Source organism: Caulobacter sp. ErkDOM-E, from assembly GCF_048541895.1.
Classification (GTDB): domain Bacteria; phylum Pseudomonadota; class Alphaproteobacteria; order Caulobacterales; family Caulobacteraceae; genus Caulobacter.
Genome location: NZ_CP183331.1, coordinates 3,179,957 through 3,194,598, shown reverse-complemented (window position 1 = coordinate 3,194,598; position 14,642 = coordinate 3,179,957). Strand labels below are relative to the sequence as shown.

13 protein-coding genes are annotated in these 14,642 nt (G+C 68.6%); 5 read left to right on the top strand and 8 right to left on the bottom strand.

Going from position 1 to position 14,642, the window contains the following annotated elements:
- Nucleotides 1-53 precede the first annotated feature (53 nt).
- Nucleotides 54-1,205 (top strand): endo-1,4-beta-xylanase, encoded by a 1,152-nt coding sequence (locus ACN2C7_RS15740; protein ID WP_419318062.1) that lies wholly within the window; start codon nt 54-56, stop codon nt 1,203-1,205.
- 139 nt (nt 1,206-1,344) lie between these two features.
- A complete protein-coding gene (locus ACN2C7_RS15735; RefSeq protein WP_419318061.1) occupies nt 1,345-3,015 on the top strand; it encodes a glycoside hydrolase family 43 protein in 1,671 nt (556 codons plus the stop codon).
- Nucleotides 3,016-3,129: 114 nt separating this feature from the next.
- Here the strand turns inward: ACN2C7_RS15735 and ACN2C7_RS15730 are convergent, their stop codons facing one another.
- Nucleotides 3,130-4,701: a DUF5597 domain-containing protein gene (locus ACN2C7_RS15730; RefSeq protein WP_419318060.1), complete on the bottom strand. Its 1,572-nt coding sequence runs from the start codon at nt 4,699-4,701 to the stop codon at nt 3,130-3,132.
- 110 nt (nt 4,702-4,811) lie between these two features.
- Here ACN2C7_RS15730 and ACN2C7_RS15725 point away from each other — a divergent pair, with 110 nt between their 5' ends.
- On the top strand, nt 4,812-5,333 hold the full coding sequence (locus ACN2C7_RS15725) for a histidine phosphatase family protein (protein ID WP_419318059.1): 522 nt from the start codon (nt 4,812-4,814) through the stop codon (nt 5,331-5,333).
- Nucleotides 5,334-5,367: 34 nt separating this feature from the next.
- Here ACN2C7_RS15725 and ACN2C7_RS15720 read toward each other — a convergent pair whose 3' ends face one another.
- The 4 genes from ACN2C7_RS15720 to mnmH all read right to left on the bottom strand — a co-directional run bounded on the left by ACN2C7_RS15720 (nt 5,368) and on the right by mnmH (nt 8,363).
- Nucleotides 5,368-5,721 carry a response regulator gene (locus tag ACN2C7_RS15720; RefSeq protein ID WP_419318058.1) on the bottom strand — a complete coding sequence of 118 codons (354 nt, stop codon included), beginning with the start codon at nt 5,719-5,721 and terminating at the stop codon, nt 5,368-5,370.
- 125 nt (nt 5,722-5,846) lie between these two features.
- Nucleotides 5,847-6,587, bottom strand: a complete 741-nt coding sequence (locus tag ACN2C7_RS15715; protein ID WP_419318057.1) for a DUF1353 domain-containing protein — start codon at nt 6,585-6,587, stop codon at nt 5,847-5,849.
- A gap of 102 nt (nt 6,588-6,689) precedes the next feature.
- Entirely contained in the window at nt 6,690-7,142 is a 453-nt protein-coding gene (locus tag ACN2C7_RS15710) for a MaoC family dehydratase (protein WP_419318056.1), read from the bottom strand.
- Nucleotides 7,143-7,295: 153 nt separating this feature from the next.
- Complete coding sequence (gene mnmH / locus ACN2C7_RS15705; protein WP_419318055.1) at nt 7,296-8,363, bottom strand: tRNA 2-selenouridine(34) synthase MnmH; 1,068 nt, start codon at nt 8,361-8,363, stop codon at nt 7,296-7,298.
- 157 nt (nt 8,364-8,520) lie between these two features.
- On the opposite strand from mnmH, the gene selD reads away from it, so the two are divergent.
- Complete coding sequence (gene selD / locus ACN2C7_RS15700; RefSeq protein ID WP_419318053.1) at nt 8,521-9,588, top strand: selenide, water dikinase SelD; 1,068 nt, start codon at nt 8,521-8,523, stop codon at nt 9,586-9,588.
- On the opposite strand, the gene ACN2C7_RS15695 is transcribed toward selD, so the two are convergent.
- Together ACN2C7_RS15695 and ACN2C7_RS15690 are read right to left on the bottom strand one after the other, a co-directional pair.
- Nucleotides 9,581-12,115, bottom strand: coding sequence for a cation-translocating P-type ATPase (locus ACN2C7_RS15695; protein ID WP_419318051.1), 2,535 nt, complete (start codon nt 12,113-12,115; stop codon nt 9,581-9,583). The two genes, selD and ACN2C7_RS15695, sit on opposite strands and share 8 nt — an antisense overlap.
- 280 nt (nt 12,116-12,395) lie before the next feature.
- Nucleotides 12,396-12,527 (bottom strand): hypothetical protein, encoded by a 132-nt coding sequence (locus ACN2C7_RS15690; RefSeq protein ID WP_419252164.1) that lies wholly within the window; start codon nt 12,525-12,527, stop codon nt 12,396-12,398.
- 263 nt (nt 12,528-12,790) lie between these two features.
- Between ACN2C7_RS15690 and ACN2C7_RS15685 the strand changes: the two genes are divergently transcribed.
- Nucleotides 12,791-13,288: an FKBP-type peptidyl-prolyl cis-trans isomerase gene (locus ACN2C7_RS15685; RefSeq protein ID WP_419318049.1), complete on the top strand. Its 498-nt coding sequence runs from the start codon at nt 12,791-12,793 to the stop codon at nt 13,286-13,288.
- Between the two features lie 134 nt (nt 13,289-13,422).
- Here the strand turns inward: ACN2C7_RS15685 and rutA are convergent, their stop codons facing one another.
- Complete coding sequence (rutA, locus tag ACN2C7_RS15680; RefSeq protein WP_419318047.1) at nt 13,423-14,484, bottom strand: pyrimidine utilization protein A; 1,062 nt, start codon at nt 14,482-14,484, stop codon at nt 13,423-13,425.
- Between the last annotated feature and the right edge of the window lie 158 nt (nt 14,485-14,642).

Here is a 14,642-nt window from a genome sequence, read left to right as displayed (position 1 = left end):
ACCTTTCCGCGCATCGTCTCCGGCGGTGCGCGTTTTTTCTGAAGGCTTAGGCGATGCGTTCGTTTCCCACGGTCCTGTCCCGTCGCGCCGCCCTCGGTCTGGGCGCCGCCGCCGGCGCGATGACGGCTTTGCCGGCCCTGGCCGCGCCGTCGCCTTCGCTGGCCAGCCTCGCCCGCGACAAGGGCCTGATCTTCGGCAGCGCCGTCGGCGCCGGCCCCGTCGGGTCGCTCACCGGCTCGTTCGAGGACGCTCGCCTTCGCCAGATCCTCAAGGACGAGTGCGGCGTGCTGGTCCCCGAGAACGAGCTGAAGTGGTACGTGATCCGCGCCGCCGGCCCGCAGGCCTTCGACTTCTCGCGCGCCGACCGCATCGCCGACTTCGCCAAGGCCAACGGCCAGGCCCTGCGCGGTCACACCCTGCTGTGGCACCACCCGCAGTGGTTCCCGGCCTGGATCAAGACCCACGACTTCGGCCCCCAGCCCAAGGTCGCCGCCGAGGCCATGCTGACCGAGCATATCCAGAAGCTGTGCCAGCACTATCCGCAGATGATCTCGTGGGATGTGGTCAACGAGACCGTCGATCCGGCCGACGGCTCGGTGCGCAACACGGTCTTTTCCGACATCCTGGGCCGCGAACAGACCCTGGACCTGGCCTTCCACACCGCCCGCGCCGCCGCGCCGAAGGCTCGCCTGGTCTATAACGACTATATGAGCTGGGAGGTCGGCAACGAGAAGCACCGCTACGGCGTACTCAAGCTGCTGGAAGGCTTCCGCAAGCGCGGCACGCCGATCGACGCCCTGGGCGTCCAGGCCCATATCGGCGCCGAGAACGCCGACAGCTTCACCGGGTTTGGCAAGCCGCAGGAGCAGGAATGGCGCGCCTTCCTCGATGAGGCCACCGGCATGGGCTATGACCTGCTGATCACCGAGTTCGATGTCCACGACAAGGGTCTGATCCTGGACTTCGGCCCCCGCGACGCCGCGGTGGCGGCCTATGCCAAGGGCTATCTCGACCTGATGCTGTCCTACCGTCAGGCCAAGGAGGTTCTGGCCTGGGGCATGGTCGACAAATATTCCTGGCTGCAGAACCAGTGGCTGCGCGAGGACAAGAAGCCCAAGCGCCCGACGCTGTACGACGACAACTATCAGGCCAAGCCCCTGCGCGAGGCCGTTGCGGCTGCGCTGAAGGCGGCGCCGGTTCGGTGAACTTGCCGACGCCGCACGCCCCCTCCTGACCGCTATCGCGGTCGTCCTCCCCCGCAGGGGGAAGACGCTCTCATCTTCCCCCTCCGGGGGAGGAGCGCGCAGCGCGGAGGGGGCAAGTGACAACTAGTGGAGCTCTTCAATGATCCGCCCGACCCTGACCGCGCTCGCCCTGGCCCTGGCCGCAACCGCCGCCCACGCCGCGCCCAAACCTGGCCAGGCGGAGTTCCGCAACTTCACCTATGACGGCGCCGACCCCGTCGATACGCAGGTCGCCCTGGCCCCCGGCCAGTACCGCAACCCGATCCTCAAGGGCTTCTACCCCGACCCCAGCATCACGCGGGTGGGCGGCGACTACTACCTGGTCAATTCGACCTTCGCCTGGTTCCCCGGCCTGCCGGTCTGGCACTCGACCGACCTGGTTCACTGGGAGCAGATCGGCAACGCCATCGACCGGCCCGGCATGCTGGACTTCAAGCGCCTGGGCCTGTCGCGCGCCGTGTTCGCGCCGGCCATCGAGGAGCATGAGGGCACGTTCTACATCCTCAACACCTGCGTCGACTGCCAGGGCAATTTCCTGATCACGGCGAAGGACCCGAAGGGGCCGTGGTCGGATCCGGTGTGGCTGCCCGGCGTGGGCGGCATCGACACCTCGCTGTTCTTCGATGATGACGGCCGCGCCTGGATCGTCAACAACGACGGGCCGCCTGGACCGGTCGAATATTCCGGCCATCGCGCCATCTGGATCCAGGAATACGATCCCAAGGCCCAGGTGATGATCGGCCCGAGGACCGTGCTGCTGGACAAGGGCGTCGATCCCTCGACCAAGCCGATCTGGCCCGAGGGCCCGCACATCCTCAAGAAGGACGGCTGGTACTATCTGACCGCCGCCGAGGGCGGCACGGCCGAGGGGCACAGCCAGGTCGCCCTGCGGTCCAGGAGCGTCACCGGCCCCTATACGCCCTATGCCAACAACCCGATCCTGACCCAGCGCGGACTGCCGAAGGATCGCATGCTGCCGATCACCTCGGCCGGGCACGCCGACATCGTCGACACCCCCGACGGCCAGTGGTGGGCCACCTTCCTGGCTGTGCGGCCCTATGGCGACGACCTCTACAATACCGGCCGTGAGACCTTCCTGCTGCCGGTCGAGTGGAAGGACGGCTGGCCGGTGATCCTCGAGAACGGCAAGACCATCCCCTATGTGGCGACCGCGCCGAACCTGCCCGCGCCCAAGGTCCTGCCGCCGCCCACCGCCGGGGCGTTCAGGGCGGCCGAGACCTTTGCCGGTCCTGAGCTGCCGCTGAACTGGATGACCCTCCGCATCCCCACCGAGCGCTGGTGGAGCGTGGGCCAGGGCGCCCTGACCCTGCAGACCCGCCCCGACAAGCTGACTGACCAGCCCTCGTTCTGGGGCCGTCGCCAGCAGCACATCAACGCCACCGCCCAGGTGACGGTGGACTTCGCGCCGACCGCCGACGGCGACCGCGCGGGCCTGACGGCGCTGCAGAGCGACGAATTCTTCTACTTCCTGGGCGTGGTGCGCTCGGGCGGCAAGCCGGTCCTGCGACTGGAGCGCAGGGCCGGTGCGGGAGAACCCGTTGACGGCGTGGTGGTCGCCGAGGCGCCGCTTCCGGGCGGTCCGGTGGCGCTGAAGATCACCGCGCGGGGCGGGGAGTATGACTTCGCCTATGCCGTGAAGCCGGGAGACTGGAAGGTTCTGAAGGCTGGGGCGGACGGGACGATGCTGTCGACGAAGAAGGCCGGCGGGTTCGTGGGGGCGATGTTCGGGGTGTATGCGAACGGCAAGTGAAGAGCAGCTCCCCCTCTGGGGGAGCTGTCACGGAGTGACTGAGGGGGCTAGTGCGGCCTTAGCCGAGCTGGCCCCCTCCGGCCCTTTGGGCCACCTCCCCCAGAGGGGGAGGAGCTATTTGTACCGATAAAGCTTCACCCGCTGCGCCTGGAACCGGCCGGGCTCCAGCCGCACATGCCGGCCCTGGTGCGTCTCGTCGCCGTTGAGCCAGCGGCCTGCGACCCAGTTTCCGTCGACAAACCGGCCCTCAACCACCTTCTCCAGCCCGACGCCTTCGCCGAAGGTCAGGGTGATCCCCGAGCCGGCCACCAGAAACTCGTCATCCGACAGCCGGATCGCCAGGCCGCCATGCGCCGCAAAGGTCTGCTTGTCCTTCGGCGTCCAGGGATCGACGAACGACACCTTTATCGTCCAGTCGCCCATCGTCACCGTTTGGGGCGTCTCATTGACCACGCCGTCGAAGCTGACCGGCGGACGGAAGCCGCGCATCACGCCCTTGCCCTGATGGGCCAGGATCGTCGGGGTCAGTTCCCGCAGCAGGGCATAGGCCCCCGCGAGCGGATTGCTGGCCGGATCGGCCACGTTCTCGATGGAAAACGGCGAGAAGCCGATCGCGTCGTGCTCGCCGATCGCCCAGAAGGCGTTGGCCGGGGCCTCGACCTTGCCGGCCCGGTCTGCCTCGGGAAGGAACAGCGGATTGCCCGGCCGGTCGTACTGCGCGGCCCAATGGCTGAAGTCGGGGTAGTAGATATCCGGCGCCTGGAACACCGACGGCGCCGCCGCCTTCCAGACCTCGTAGAGGTGGGGCAGGGGGCCGGCGCTGGGATAGCCGCCGGGAGTGACGCCGGGCTTGTTCAGCGCGGCGTTGACGTACATCGGCAGCGGGTAGGCCTTTTGACCCGCGCTGGCCAGTCCCTCGACAAAGCGCCCGAATGACCAGGCCTGCCACAGCTCATCGGTCGCGGCGCTCTTGCCGAACACCTGCTCCCAGCTGCCCGAGCCGGTCTTTCCGGTCGCCTTGAGCACCGCGGCCGGCACGGGCTTGCGGAACTCCGCCTCGGCCAGCGGCGAGTGATCGCGGGCCGAGGGCAGCATGCCGATCTCGTTCTCGACCTGGATCATGATCACCGTGCGCCGGTCGCCATCCACCGCCTTCAGGTGAGTCATCAGGGCCGCGAAGGCTTTGGCGTCGGCGGCCAGGGTGGCCGGGCCGACGGGCGACAGGATTTCCTGGACCCTGCCCTCGGCCGAGCGCGCCAGCGGGAAACGCTGGCCGTCGCGCTTCACCCAGGCGGGCGTATAGGTCGACATGCTGTTCTTCCACGCCCCGAACCACAGCAGCACCAGCCGCGTGTCGTGAGCGCGCGCCTGGGCGATCACGCCGTCGATCACCGTGAAGTCGAAGCGCCCCTCGACCGGCTCGATCTGGTCCCATTGCACCGGGGCCAGCACGGTGTTGAGGCCCAGGGCCTTCAGGGTGGGCCACTGCTTTTCCAGGTAAGGCAGGCTGGAGGCGGTGGAGTTGCCCAGCTCTCCGCCCAGGATCAGGAACGGCTTGCCGTCGACCAGCAGCTGGGTCGCATCGCCCTGGGGCGCCAGGCGGGGGATCTCCTCGGCGGCGGCGGGAAAAGCGCAGAGCGCGGCGGTCAGCGCCACGGCGCTCAGGGTCTGGATCAGGGTACGCATCATTGGTCAGATGACCCCATGAGGCTTGTAAGATCAATCATGAAAGCCGCGTCGGCGCGGGCCGCCGCCGGCTGGTTGTTGTTCCCGGCGCCCGCCGCTAGGGTCGAGGCATGATCCGCCGCCTCATCGCCATCGCCCTCGCGCCCGTCCTGTTCGCTTCCTCGGCCCTGGCCCAGACGGTGGTGATCGTCCGCCACGGCGAGAAGGTCGCGCCCAATGGCGATCCCGACCTGTCAGCGGCCGGTCAGGCCCGCGCCCAGGCTTTGGCCCAGGCCCTGAGCGGCGCCCGCGTCGCCATGGTGCTGGCCACCCCGCTCAAGCGCACCCAGCAGACGGCTGAGCCCGCCGCCCAGGCCGCCGGTGTAGCGGTGGTCCCCGTGCCCTTCGCCGGCGGCGACGCGGCCCACGCCCAGCGCCTCGCCGACCAGGCCCGCACGGCGCCGGCCGACGCCACCGTCCTGATCGTCGGCCACAGTAACACCGTCGCCAACATCGCCAGGGCTCTGGGGGACACCGCCGCGCAGGCGCCGAGCGACTGCGAGTACGACCAGATGACGGTCATCCAGCTGGCCGGGGCTGCGGCGCCCAAGGTGGTGCATGCGCGGTATGGCGCGCCGACGGCGGCGTGCTGAAGTCCCTCTCTCGAAGATTGAGGGGCGCGGCGCCTCAAGCCGCCGTCTGGATCGCCACCTGACAGGCTCGCGCCAGGCGCGTCGGCGAGACGGGCTTTTCCACTACCGGATTGGTGCTGCCGGCCGAAAGCGAGCAGGCATTGCCGGTCACATAGACCACCGGGATGGGACCGAGATGGGCCAGGATCGAGCGGACCGCGTCCTCGCCGTTGCCGCCCACGATGCGATAGTCGGCGGTGATCAGGTCGGGCTTGCGGCGCAGGGCCAGATCGAGGGCCTCTTGTGCGTTGTCGGCGACATCGACCGAGGTGAAACCCTGCTCGCGAAGCAGAGCTTCGACCTCCATGGCGATCAGGATCTCGTCTTCGATAATGAGAGCGTGACGCAATACCATCTTGAGCAATCCGTTTCGAATATCCCTCAAGACCACTTGGTCAACTGATTCCAGTCAAAGGCAAGTGTAACGTGAATTAAAGGCTGCTTCGGGTTTAAACCCAAGGTCGCCGACCGGCGTTATTTCTTCTTGTCGCCGCCCCAGGGCAGGTTCTGCTTGACCTGATCCAGAGGCGTCTTGGTCACCACGACAGGCGGCGGGATATAGACGGTGGGCGCCTTGATCGGATAGGCGCGCCAGCCGGACTGGATCAGGGGGCCAAAGCCCACGCAGCGCGGCATGATCCTGACCGCGCCGGTGCGCGGCCTGGGGAAGGGCGGCGGCTGGCGCAGTTCCTGGCGCTTGGGATCGATGAACCACCAGTCGCCGGGCAGGCCATAGCCCTTCTCGCCGCCGGCCCGCACGGCCTGATAGGCGATGTTGGCCTGGAAGGGCGTGACTCCATAGCGCAGCATGGCGCGGTGGAAGATGGCGTCGGCCTCTTCGCGTTTGCCCGGCTCGCCCACGGCGTACAGCCAATCATGGACGATGGCGGCGCGGGCGGTCGGACCCTGCGGATCGACAAAGCCCTGGCCGTACCAGGGCACGCTGGCGAAGTCGGTGACGTACCAGCGCGGCACGACGATCACCTTGCCGGTCTCGACGTCGCAATAGGGGAACTCGGCGTCCAGAGTGAACAGCTTGCGGCCGGCCTTGGTCTGGTTGAACAGCACCACCGGCTGCGGCGTCAGCGAGCTGGGCGGGGTGGGCGCGACCACGGGGATATAGACCGTCTGGTGGGTTTCCGTCGCGCAGCCGGCGAGGATCGAGGCCGCCAGCAGGGCGGAGGCGGCAAGAAGGGCGGTTCTGATCGGGCGCAAGGCGGTCTTCGGCTAGTGCGGAACGAGAGCGGGGCTATAGCACCGTTTTCGTGTCGCTTTCGAGGCGGCATGAGCCCGCAGCGACCAGGTCAGGCCTTGTGATCAGGCCTTGGGCGGGCGGCGCCGGCGGGGCACGCGGACAGTGGCCTCGCCATCCATGATCAGGTCATCGCCGACATAGGCCGCGCAGCGCAGCACGACGCGTGCGCTGGCCTCGTCGATGGCCGAGACCGTGACCCGGGCCGTCACGACGTCGCCGATGCGCACCGGCCTGTGGAACGCCAGGGTCTGGCCCAGATAGATCGCGCCGGCGCCCGGCAGGATGGTGCCGACCACGGCCGAGCCGAACGAGGCCGACAGCAGGCCATGGGCGATGCGCCCGCGATAGGCGGTCCGAGACGCGAAGGCCTCGTCCATGTGCACGGGATTGAAGTCGTCCGAGGCCTCGGCAAACCGCTGGATGCGCTCTTCGGTAACGGTCACGAGCTTCTCGGCGACCATCCCGACGACAAGCTCTTCCAGGATATAGCCGCCGGAGAGGTGAGGTTGGATCATACCGGCCGGTTAGCGGTGATGTGGCCTCGTGACCAGCGAAAATGCGTGCTGACGGCCGCAAGGCGCGGCGCTGACCCCGCTTCGGCATCCCGGACGCGCCCTGCCTGTCAGCCGTGCGGACCTACGGCTGGGCGAGGACGCCGCGCGATGGGATCAGCGCCTGGACGCCGCGATCGCCTCCAGGATCCTGGTCGCGGCGAGATCCAGCGTGGCGGGGTCCAGACGGTCCAGGGCGATGCTGGCCAGGGTCGGCTGATCGGACTTTCGCCGCTCCCGCGCATAGGCCAGGTCGTAGTGGGCGGCCATCAGGGCTTCGGCCAAATCGGTGAAGGCGCCCTGGTCCACCATTTCGCGCCAGGCTGTCAGCCGCCTCAGGCTGGGATGGATCGGCAGACGTTCCAGGATCGCCAGCAGGGCCTCGCGCCGGGCGGTGATGTCGCCATAGGTCTCGACCAGATAGCGGGCGCGTTCCGGCAGGGGGGCGGTGACCTCGATGCGCGGCGCCTTGCGCATGGCCGCCCACAGCATCGGCGGCAGGACCCGGTTGCCGATCTTGCTCGACTCCGCCTCCACCACCACCGGGCGGGTCGGATCCAGCGCGTCGAACGCTGCGAGCAGCTGGCTCTCGAAGCCCTTCTGGTCGGGCTGGGGCTGTCCCGACAGGGCGCCGAACAGCGAGCCGCGGTGGCAGGCCAGGCCCTCCAGGTCGACGACCTGAACGCCGCGCTGCGCCAGGGCGGCGAGGATCGCGGTCTTGGCCGAGCCGGTGTCGCCATCCAGCAGGATCAGGTCCAGATCGCAGGGCGCGTCATACAGCCGGGCCTGAACCCAGCGGCGATAGGTCCGGTATCCGCCGTCCAGCACGGCGGTCTGCCAGCCCACCCGCTGCAGGATGGTGGCCATGGCGTTGGACCTCTGGCCGCCGCGCCAGCAATAGACCAGAGGCCTGAAGCCCTCGGGCTGGTCAGCGAGTGCGGTCTCCAGGTGATGGGCGATATTGCGGGCCACATGGGCCGCGCCGATGCGGTTGGCGCGCAGGCGCGACTCCTGGACATAGATCGTCCCCACCTCGGCGCGCTGGGCGTCATCAAGCACCGGCAGGTTTATCGCTCCGGGCAGGTGATCCTGGGCGAATTCGCCGGGGCTGCGCACATCGATGATCTGGTCGAAGGCCGCCAGGGCGGCGGGGTCGGCGGATGTCAGGACCTGAAGCGGCTTCATGTCCGCTCGGGGTTTCGCCACAGGTCGGTCGTCATGCTGCCGGATCTCGCCATCGCCGCTTTTCGTGGTCGCGACTATGCGCGAGGCGTCGGGGAATCGTAAGGTCCCCCGAGCAGACTCGCCCCGAGGATGGGGGCGATCGTCCAGGAGCCACCCGTTGCCAGAACCCGTGTCCGACCCCGTTCGACTGACCTCGCTGGCCCATGGCGGCGGTTGCGGTTGCAAGCTGTCTCCGGCGGTGCTGCGCGAGATCCTGGCCCAGTCTCCGGCCGCCGGGATATTTCCCAACCTGATGGTCGGGACCGAGACCTCGGACGACGCCGCCGTCTGGCGGCTGAACGACCAGCAGGCCCTGGTGGCCACCACCGACTTCTTCATGCCCGTGGTCGACGATCCCCATGACTTTGGCCGCATCGCCGCGACCAACGCCCTGTCGGATGTCTATGCCATGGGGGCCACGCCGATCTTCGCCCTGGCCATCGTCGGCATGCCGATCGACCGGCTTTCGACCGAAACCATCGGCGCGATCCTGGCCGGCGGCGCCTCGGTCTGCGCGGCGGCGGGCGTGCCGATCGCCGGAGGGCACTCGATCGACAGCGTCGAGCCGATCTATGGGCTGGTCGCCCTCGGCCTGGTCCATCCCGATCGCGTGCTGTCCAACCGGCGCGCGCGGGCCGGCGACGTGCTGATCCTGACCAAGGCCCTGGGCGTGGGCGTGCTGAGCGCGGCGTTCAAGCAACAGCGCCTTTCCGACGAGGGCTACCGCGCCCTGATCGCCACCACCACCCAGCTCAACACGGTCGGGGCGGGGCTGGGCGAGGTGGCAGGCGTCCATGCCGTCACCGATGTCACGGGCTTTGGCCTGCTGGGTCACCTGCTGGAAATGTGCCGGGGCGCCGGGCTGGCCGCAGAGCTGGACGCCGACGCGCCCGTTCTGCTGCCGCAGGTCGCCGCCCTGGCCCAGGCCGGGGTGCGCACCGGGGCGGCGGTGCGCAACTGGGCCAGCTATGGCGCGGCGGTTGAGATGCCCGCCGGCGCGCCAGACTGGCGCCGCGATCTGCTGGCTGACCCGCAGACCAGCGGCGGCCTGCTGATCGCCGTGGCGCCGGAGGCCGCCGACGCGGTCCTGCGCCAGGTGCTGGACGCGGGGTTCGCCGCCGGCCGGGTGGTTGGGCGGATGACCGCCGGAACGCCGCAGGTGAGGGTGCGGGGCGGCCTCAGCTGACCCCGGCGGCGGGCGCCGGGCGGCGACCCAGCTTGCGGGCCAGTCCGAACCAGCCGCCGCTGATCAGGGCGACCAGCAGGGCGCTGGCCAGCAGGCCGGGCGTCGGCGGCGCGACCTTGAAGATGGTGTCCAGGGCCGGCACGGCGAAGATCAGGGCCAGGACGCCGGACGCCGCCGAAGCGATGATCCAGTAGATTCGCCGATGCGGCGCGAACAGGCGGCCGCCGGTCGAGGAGGCGTCGGCCAGGGCCAGGATCAGGTTGCCGGCCACCAGGGTCAGGAAGGCCGCGCCCCGGGCCTGATTTTCCGGATGATGGTCCAGCGCCCACAGATAGATCCCCAGCACCCCGGCCAGCACGCCGGCCCCCTGCAGCAGGGCCAGGCCCAGCTGGCGGGGTCCAAACAGCGGCTCTTCAGGGCGTCTGGGCGGGTGCTTCATCGCTTCGGCGCCGCCCGGCTCAGCCTCGAACACCATCGCGCAGACCGGATCGATCACCAGTTCCAGAAACACCACGTGCATCGGATACAGCAGGGGCGGCAGGCCCATGACGATCGGGATCAGCGCCACCCCGGCGATCGGCACGTGGATGGCGGTGATATAGACCAGCGCCTTGCGCAGGTTGTTGAAGATCCGTCGTCCCAGCCGCACGCCGCCCACGATCGAGGCGAAGCTGTCGTCGAGAATGACCAGATCGGCGGCCTCGCGCGCAACGTCCGTGCCCTTCTGCCCCATGGCGATGCCGATATGCGCCGCCTCCAGGGCCGGGGCGTCATTGACCCCGTCGCCGGTCATGGCCACCACCTGGCCATCCGCTTTCAGGGCCTGGACGATGCGCAGCTTCTGCTCGGGGATGATGCGGGCGAAGATCCGCGTCTGGCGAAGACGTTCGGCCAGGGCAGGGTCGTCGAGCGCGGCAAGCTCGTCGCCCAGCAGGACCCCGCCGGAGGTGTCCAGACCCGCGGCCTCGGCGATGGCCAGGGCGGTCGCGGGGTGATCACCCGTGATCATGAGCACCGAAATGCCCGCCTCCCGCGCCTGTTTCAGCGCCGCCGGGACATCGGGGCGGATGGGGTCGAGGAAACCGATCAGCCCCGCGAACGCGAACGGCGCGTCCTCCGGATCGTCGGGAAAGGCCGTCTGGGTCTGGCAGGTCGCCACGCCCAGCACGCGCAGGCCCTGGACGGCGAGGTGCTCGACCACGCCCGTCAGGCGGACCACCTCATCATCGGCCAGGCCGCACAGCCGGAAGATCGCCTCCGGCGCGCCCTTGGCGGCGGCGCGCCACCGATCCCCGGGGCCGCGCCAGGCCTGGATCATCGCCATCATCTCGGCGCGCAGGGGCCAGGTCCGCTCCGGTTCGGCCGGGGTGTCGGGTGAGGGGGACTGCGAGGGCCCCAGTAGCGCCCGCACAGCCTTGTCCATCGGGTCGACCGGATGGACGGCGCAGGCCAGTCCGGCGGCCTGCAGCAGGGTCAGCGCCGCCCCGGCTGGCGGTGCGTCCCCTTCGATCAGGTGGTCTTCGCCCTGAGTCCACAGGCGGGCCACGCGCATGCGGTTCTCGGTCAGGGTGCCGGTCTTGTCGACGCACAGGAACGAGGCGCCGCCCAGGGCCTCGATCACCGCGCTGCGCCGCACCAGCACCTTGTGCCGGGCCAGGCGTCCGGCCCCCAGGGCCAGGAAGACGGCCAGCACCATGGGGAATTCTTCGGGGATCAGGGCGATGGCGACCGTGATGCCGGCCAGAACGCCGCCCACCCAGTCCTGGCGCAGCAGCCCATAGGCCACCGCCACGACGACGCAGAAGGCGATGGCGAACACGCCCAGCAGGGCCACCAGCCGTCCCGCCGTCTTCTGCAGCGGGGTGGGCTCCTGCACGATGGCCGCCAGCGAGACGCCGATCTTGCCCAGCGCCGTGCGGGGGCCGGTCCTGGCGATCCGCGCCACGGCCTGGCCGCGAACCACCAGCGTGCCAGAGAACAGATAGGGACCGGTCTCGGCGCCGGGCTGGGTCTCGGCGTCGGCGGCTTCGCCCTCCGCCAGGGGGCGCTTCGAGACCGGGGCGGATTCGCCGGTCAGCGCCGACTCATCGACGCTCAGCACGTCGCCGGCCACCAGGGCGCCGTCGGCGGGCAGGCGTTCGCCCTCGCCGACCAGCACGATGTCGCCGGGAACCAGATCGCGCGCGGCCAGCCGCACCTCGACCCCGTCGCGCATCACCCGGGCCTGGGGCTGGGACAGGTCGCGCAGGGCCGACAGCGCGTTCTCGCTTCGGGTCTCCTGCAGGACGACCAGTCCGATGGTGGCGATCGCCCCGGCCATCAGGAACAGGCCTTCGCCCAGGTCGCCCAGCACCAGATAGAGGCCCGCCGCCCCGATCAGCAGCAGGAACATCGGCTCGCGCAGGGTCTCCAGCACGATCCTGGCCAGGCCACGGCCCGAGGCCTGGGGCAGGGCGTTGGGGCCGACCTCAGCCAGCCGTTGGCCAGCCTGCGCCGTTGTCAGTCCGCTGAGGTTATCACGCGCCATGGGGCGTCCCGGTTGCTCCAGAGGTCGAACTGGACCCTGTTACAACGCGTCGAACCTGACCTTGCGCCAGATCATCTTTGCAAAGGCCAGGACCGGCCGCCCGGTCCTGGGCTGAGGCCGGCCTGTGCGCCGCCTGCCGTCGCTGCCTGGGCCCTTCAGTCTCGTCCGGTGCGCTTGGCGACGGGGAGCAGCGCTCAGCCGCCCTTGTCCTGCCGCGTGCGACAGGGGAGGCGTGCGGCGTCTGCCACACAGCGAGATATCGAGGGTTTAGGTTGAGCCGCTAGATGGGCAGCTGAGAAACGCCGCCGATCATGACCGCGCCGATCACCACCCAGCCGGCGGCCAGGGCGAACATCGGATAGCGTTGCCACCAGTGGCGTTGGGCGGCGCAGGCGCCGGTGTGTCTGGGCATGTCGTACCTCCCTCTCTTGCCGAATGGCTTTTGAAGAGGGCAACCGTGGCCTAAAAAACATCTTAATGCTTGGTTAATAGCGGTCACAATCTCGACAAGTGGCCGTGAAAGGCTGTCGGACTTGTTCAGCGAACTCGCCTGATCAATGAAAACTTTGATCAAGTTATTGATTTTTATAGACTTTGCCTTGCGTGAAAAGGTTGCGTCGCCGGGGAAAGCCCCTAGTCTGCCGTTCCAAAAAAGATTCTTGGTCAGGACCCCGAATGCTTCGTTTTGCCTGTTTGACCCTTGGTTTGACTCTGGCCGTGGGCGGAATGGCCAGCGCCCAGACGCCCGCAGCCGCGCCGCTGGCCAGCGCGACGGCCGCCCAGACGGCCGGTCAGGCCTTCCTGGCGATCAACGCCAAGGCGCCCGGCGTGGTCGTTCTGCCGTCGGGCCTGCAGTACAAGATCCTGACCTCGGGCCCCAAAACCGGCCCATCGCCCAAGACCGGCGACATCATCAAGGTACATTACGAAGGCAAGCTGCTGGACGGCACGGTGTTCGACAGCTCGTTCGAGCGCAAGCAGTCGGCGATCATGCCGCTGGACGGTCTGGTCCAGGCCTGGCTGGAAGCCCTGCCGATGATGAAGGTCGGCGACGAGTGGGTGCTCTATGTGCCGCCCGAGCTGGGCTATGGCGACCGCGACGTCGGGCCGATCCCTGCGGGCAGCGTGATGACGTTCCGGCTGCAGCTGCTGGGCATGCTGGCGGTGGATTGATCGATTGCGGAGGCGGCGACCACTTGCCCCCTCCGCGCCTTCGGCGCTCCTCCCCCGGAGGGGGAAGATGATCTCATCCGCCCCCTACGGGGGCGGACGGCCGCGCAGAGGCCAGGTGGGGGCGAGTGTCCCGGCTAAACTTTCCTCGACGTCATCAGCGGCTGGATCTTCGTCCCGAAGTTCTCCACCCCCTCGACGAAATCATCGAAGGTCAGCAGCACCCCGGCCGTGCCCGGCACCGCCGCCACCTCGTCCAGCATCCGCGCCACGCTATCATAGGACCCCACCAGGGTGCCCATGTTGAGGTTCACGGCCGACTCCGGGGCCGCCAGCTGGGCGGTGTTGGTGGTCGCGCCGGCCGCCGCATTGGGGGCCGCCTGCTGGGTCAGCCAGGCCAGGGCCTCCTGGTCGGCGCCGTCGCGATAGAGCTGCCATTTCGCCATGGCCTTCTCATCGGTCTCGTCGGCGATGATCATGAACAGGATGAAGCTGGCCACGTCGCGGCCGGTCTTGTCGGCGGCGGCCTTCAGGCGGTCATTGACCGAGCCGAAGGCGGTGGGCGTGTTGGTGCCCTTGCCCAGGGCAAAGCTGTAGTCGGCATATTGCGCCGTGAAGGCCAGGCCCTCGTTCGATGAGCCGGCGCAGATCAGCTTGGTTTCCTTGGGGTGAGGGCTGACCCGGCAGTCGTCCATCTGGAAGTACTTGCCCTTGAAGTCCGAGACGCCGGTCTCCAGCAGATCCTTCAGCACGGTCGTGTATTCGGCCAGGTAGTTGTAGCGGTCGGTATAGTGCGCCTCGCCTGGCCACAGGCCCATCTGGCTGTATTCGGCCTTCTGCCAGCCGGTCACCAGGTTCAGACCAAACCGGCCCGGAGCGATGCTGTCGATGGTCGAGGCCATCCGCGCGGCGATGGCCGGCGGGATGGTCAGGGTGGCGACGGTGGCGAAGATCTTGATCTTCGACGTCAAGGCCGCCAGGCCCGCCATCAGGGTAAAGCTCTCGAGATTGTGCTCCCAGAACTGCGTCTTGCCCCCGAACCCGCGCAGCTTGATCATCGAGAGCGCGAAGTCGAAACCATAGGTCTCGGCCTTCTGGACGATGGTCTTGTTCAGCTCGAAGCTGGGCATGTACTGCGGCGAGGTCTCCGAGATGAGCCAGCCGTTGTTGCCGATGGGAATGAAGACGCCGACCTGCATGGGGGTGTGTCCTGTTTAGGTTCTCTAAATCCGCTCTCCCCGGCGAAGGCCGGGGCCCAGATTCATCCTGAGTGTTTGGGGGGTTCGCGCTTTCCGACCGATCAGCTTCAGAAGCGCCGCGGGTTCGATCTGGGCCCCGGCCTTCGCCGGGGAGAGCG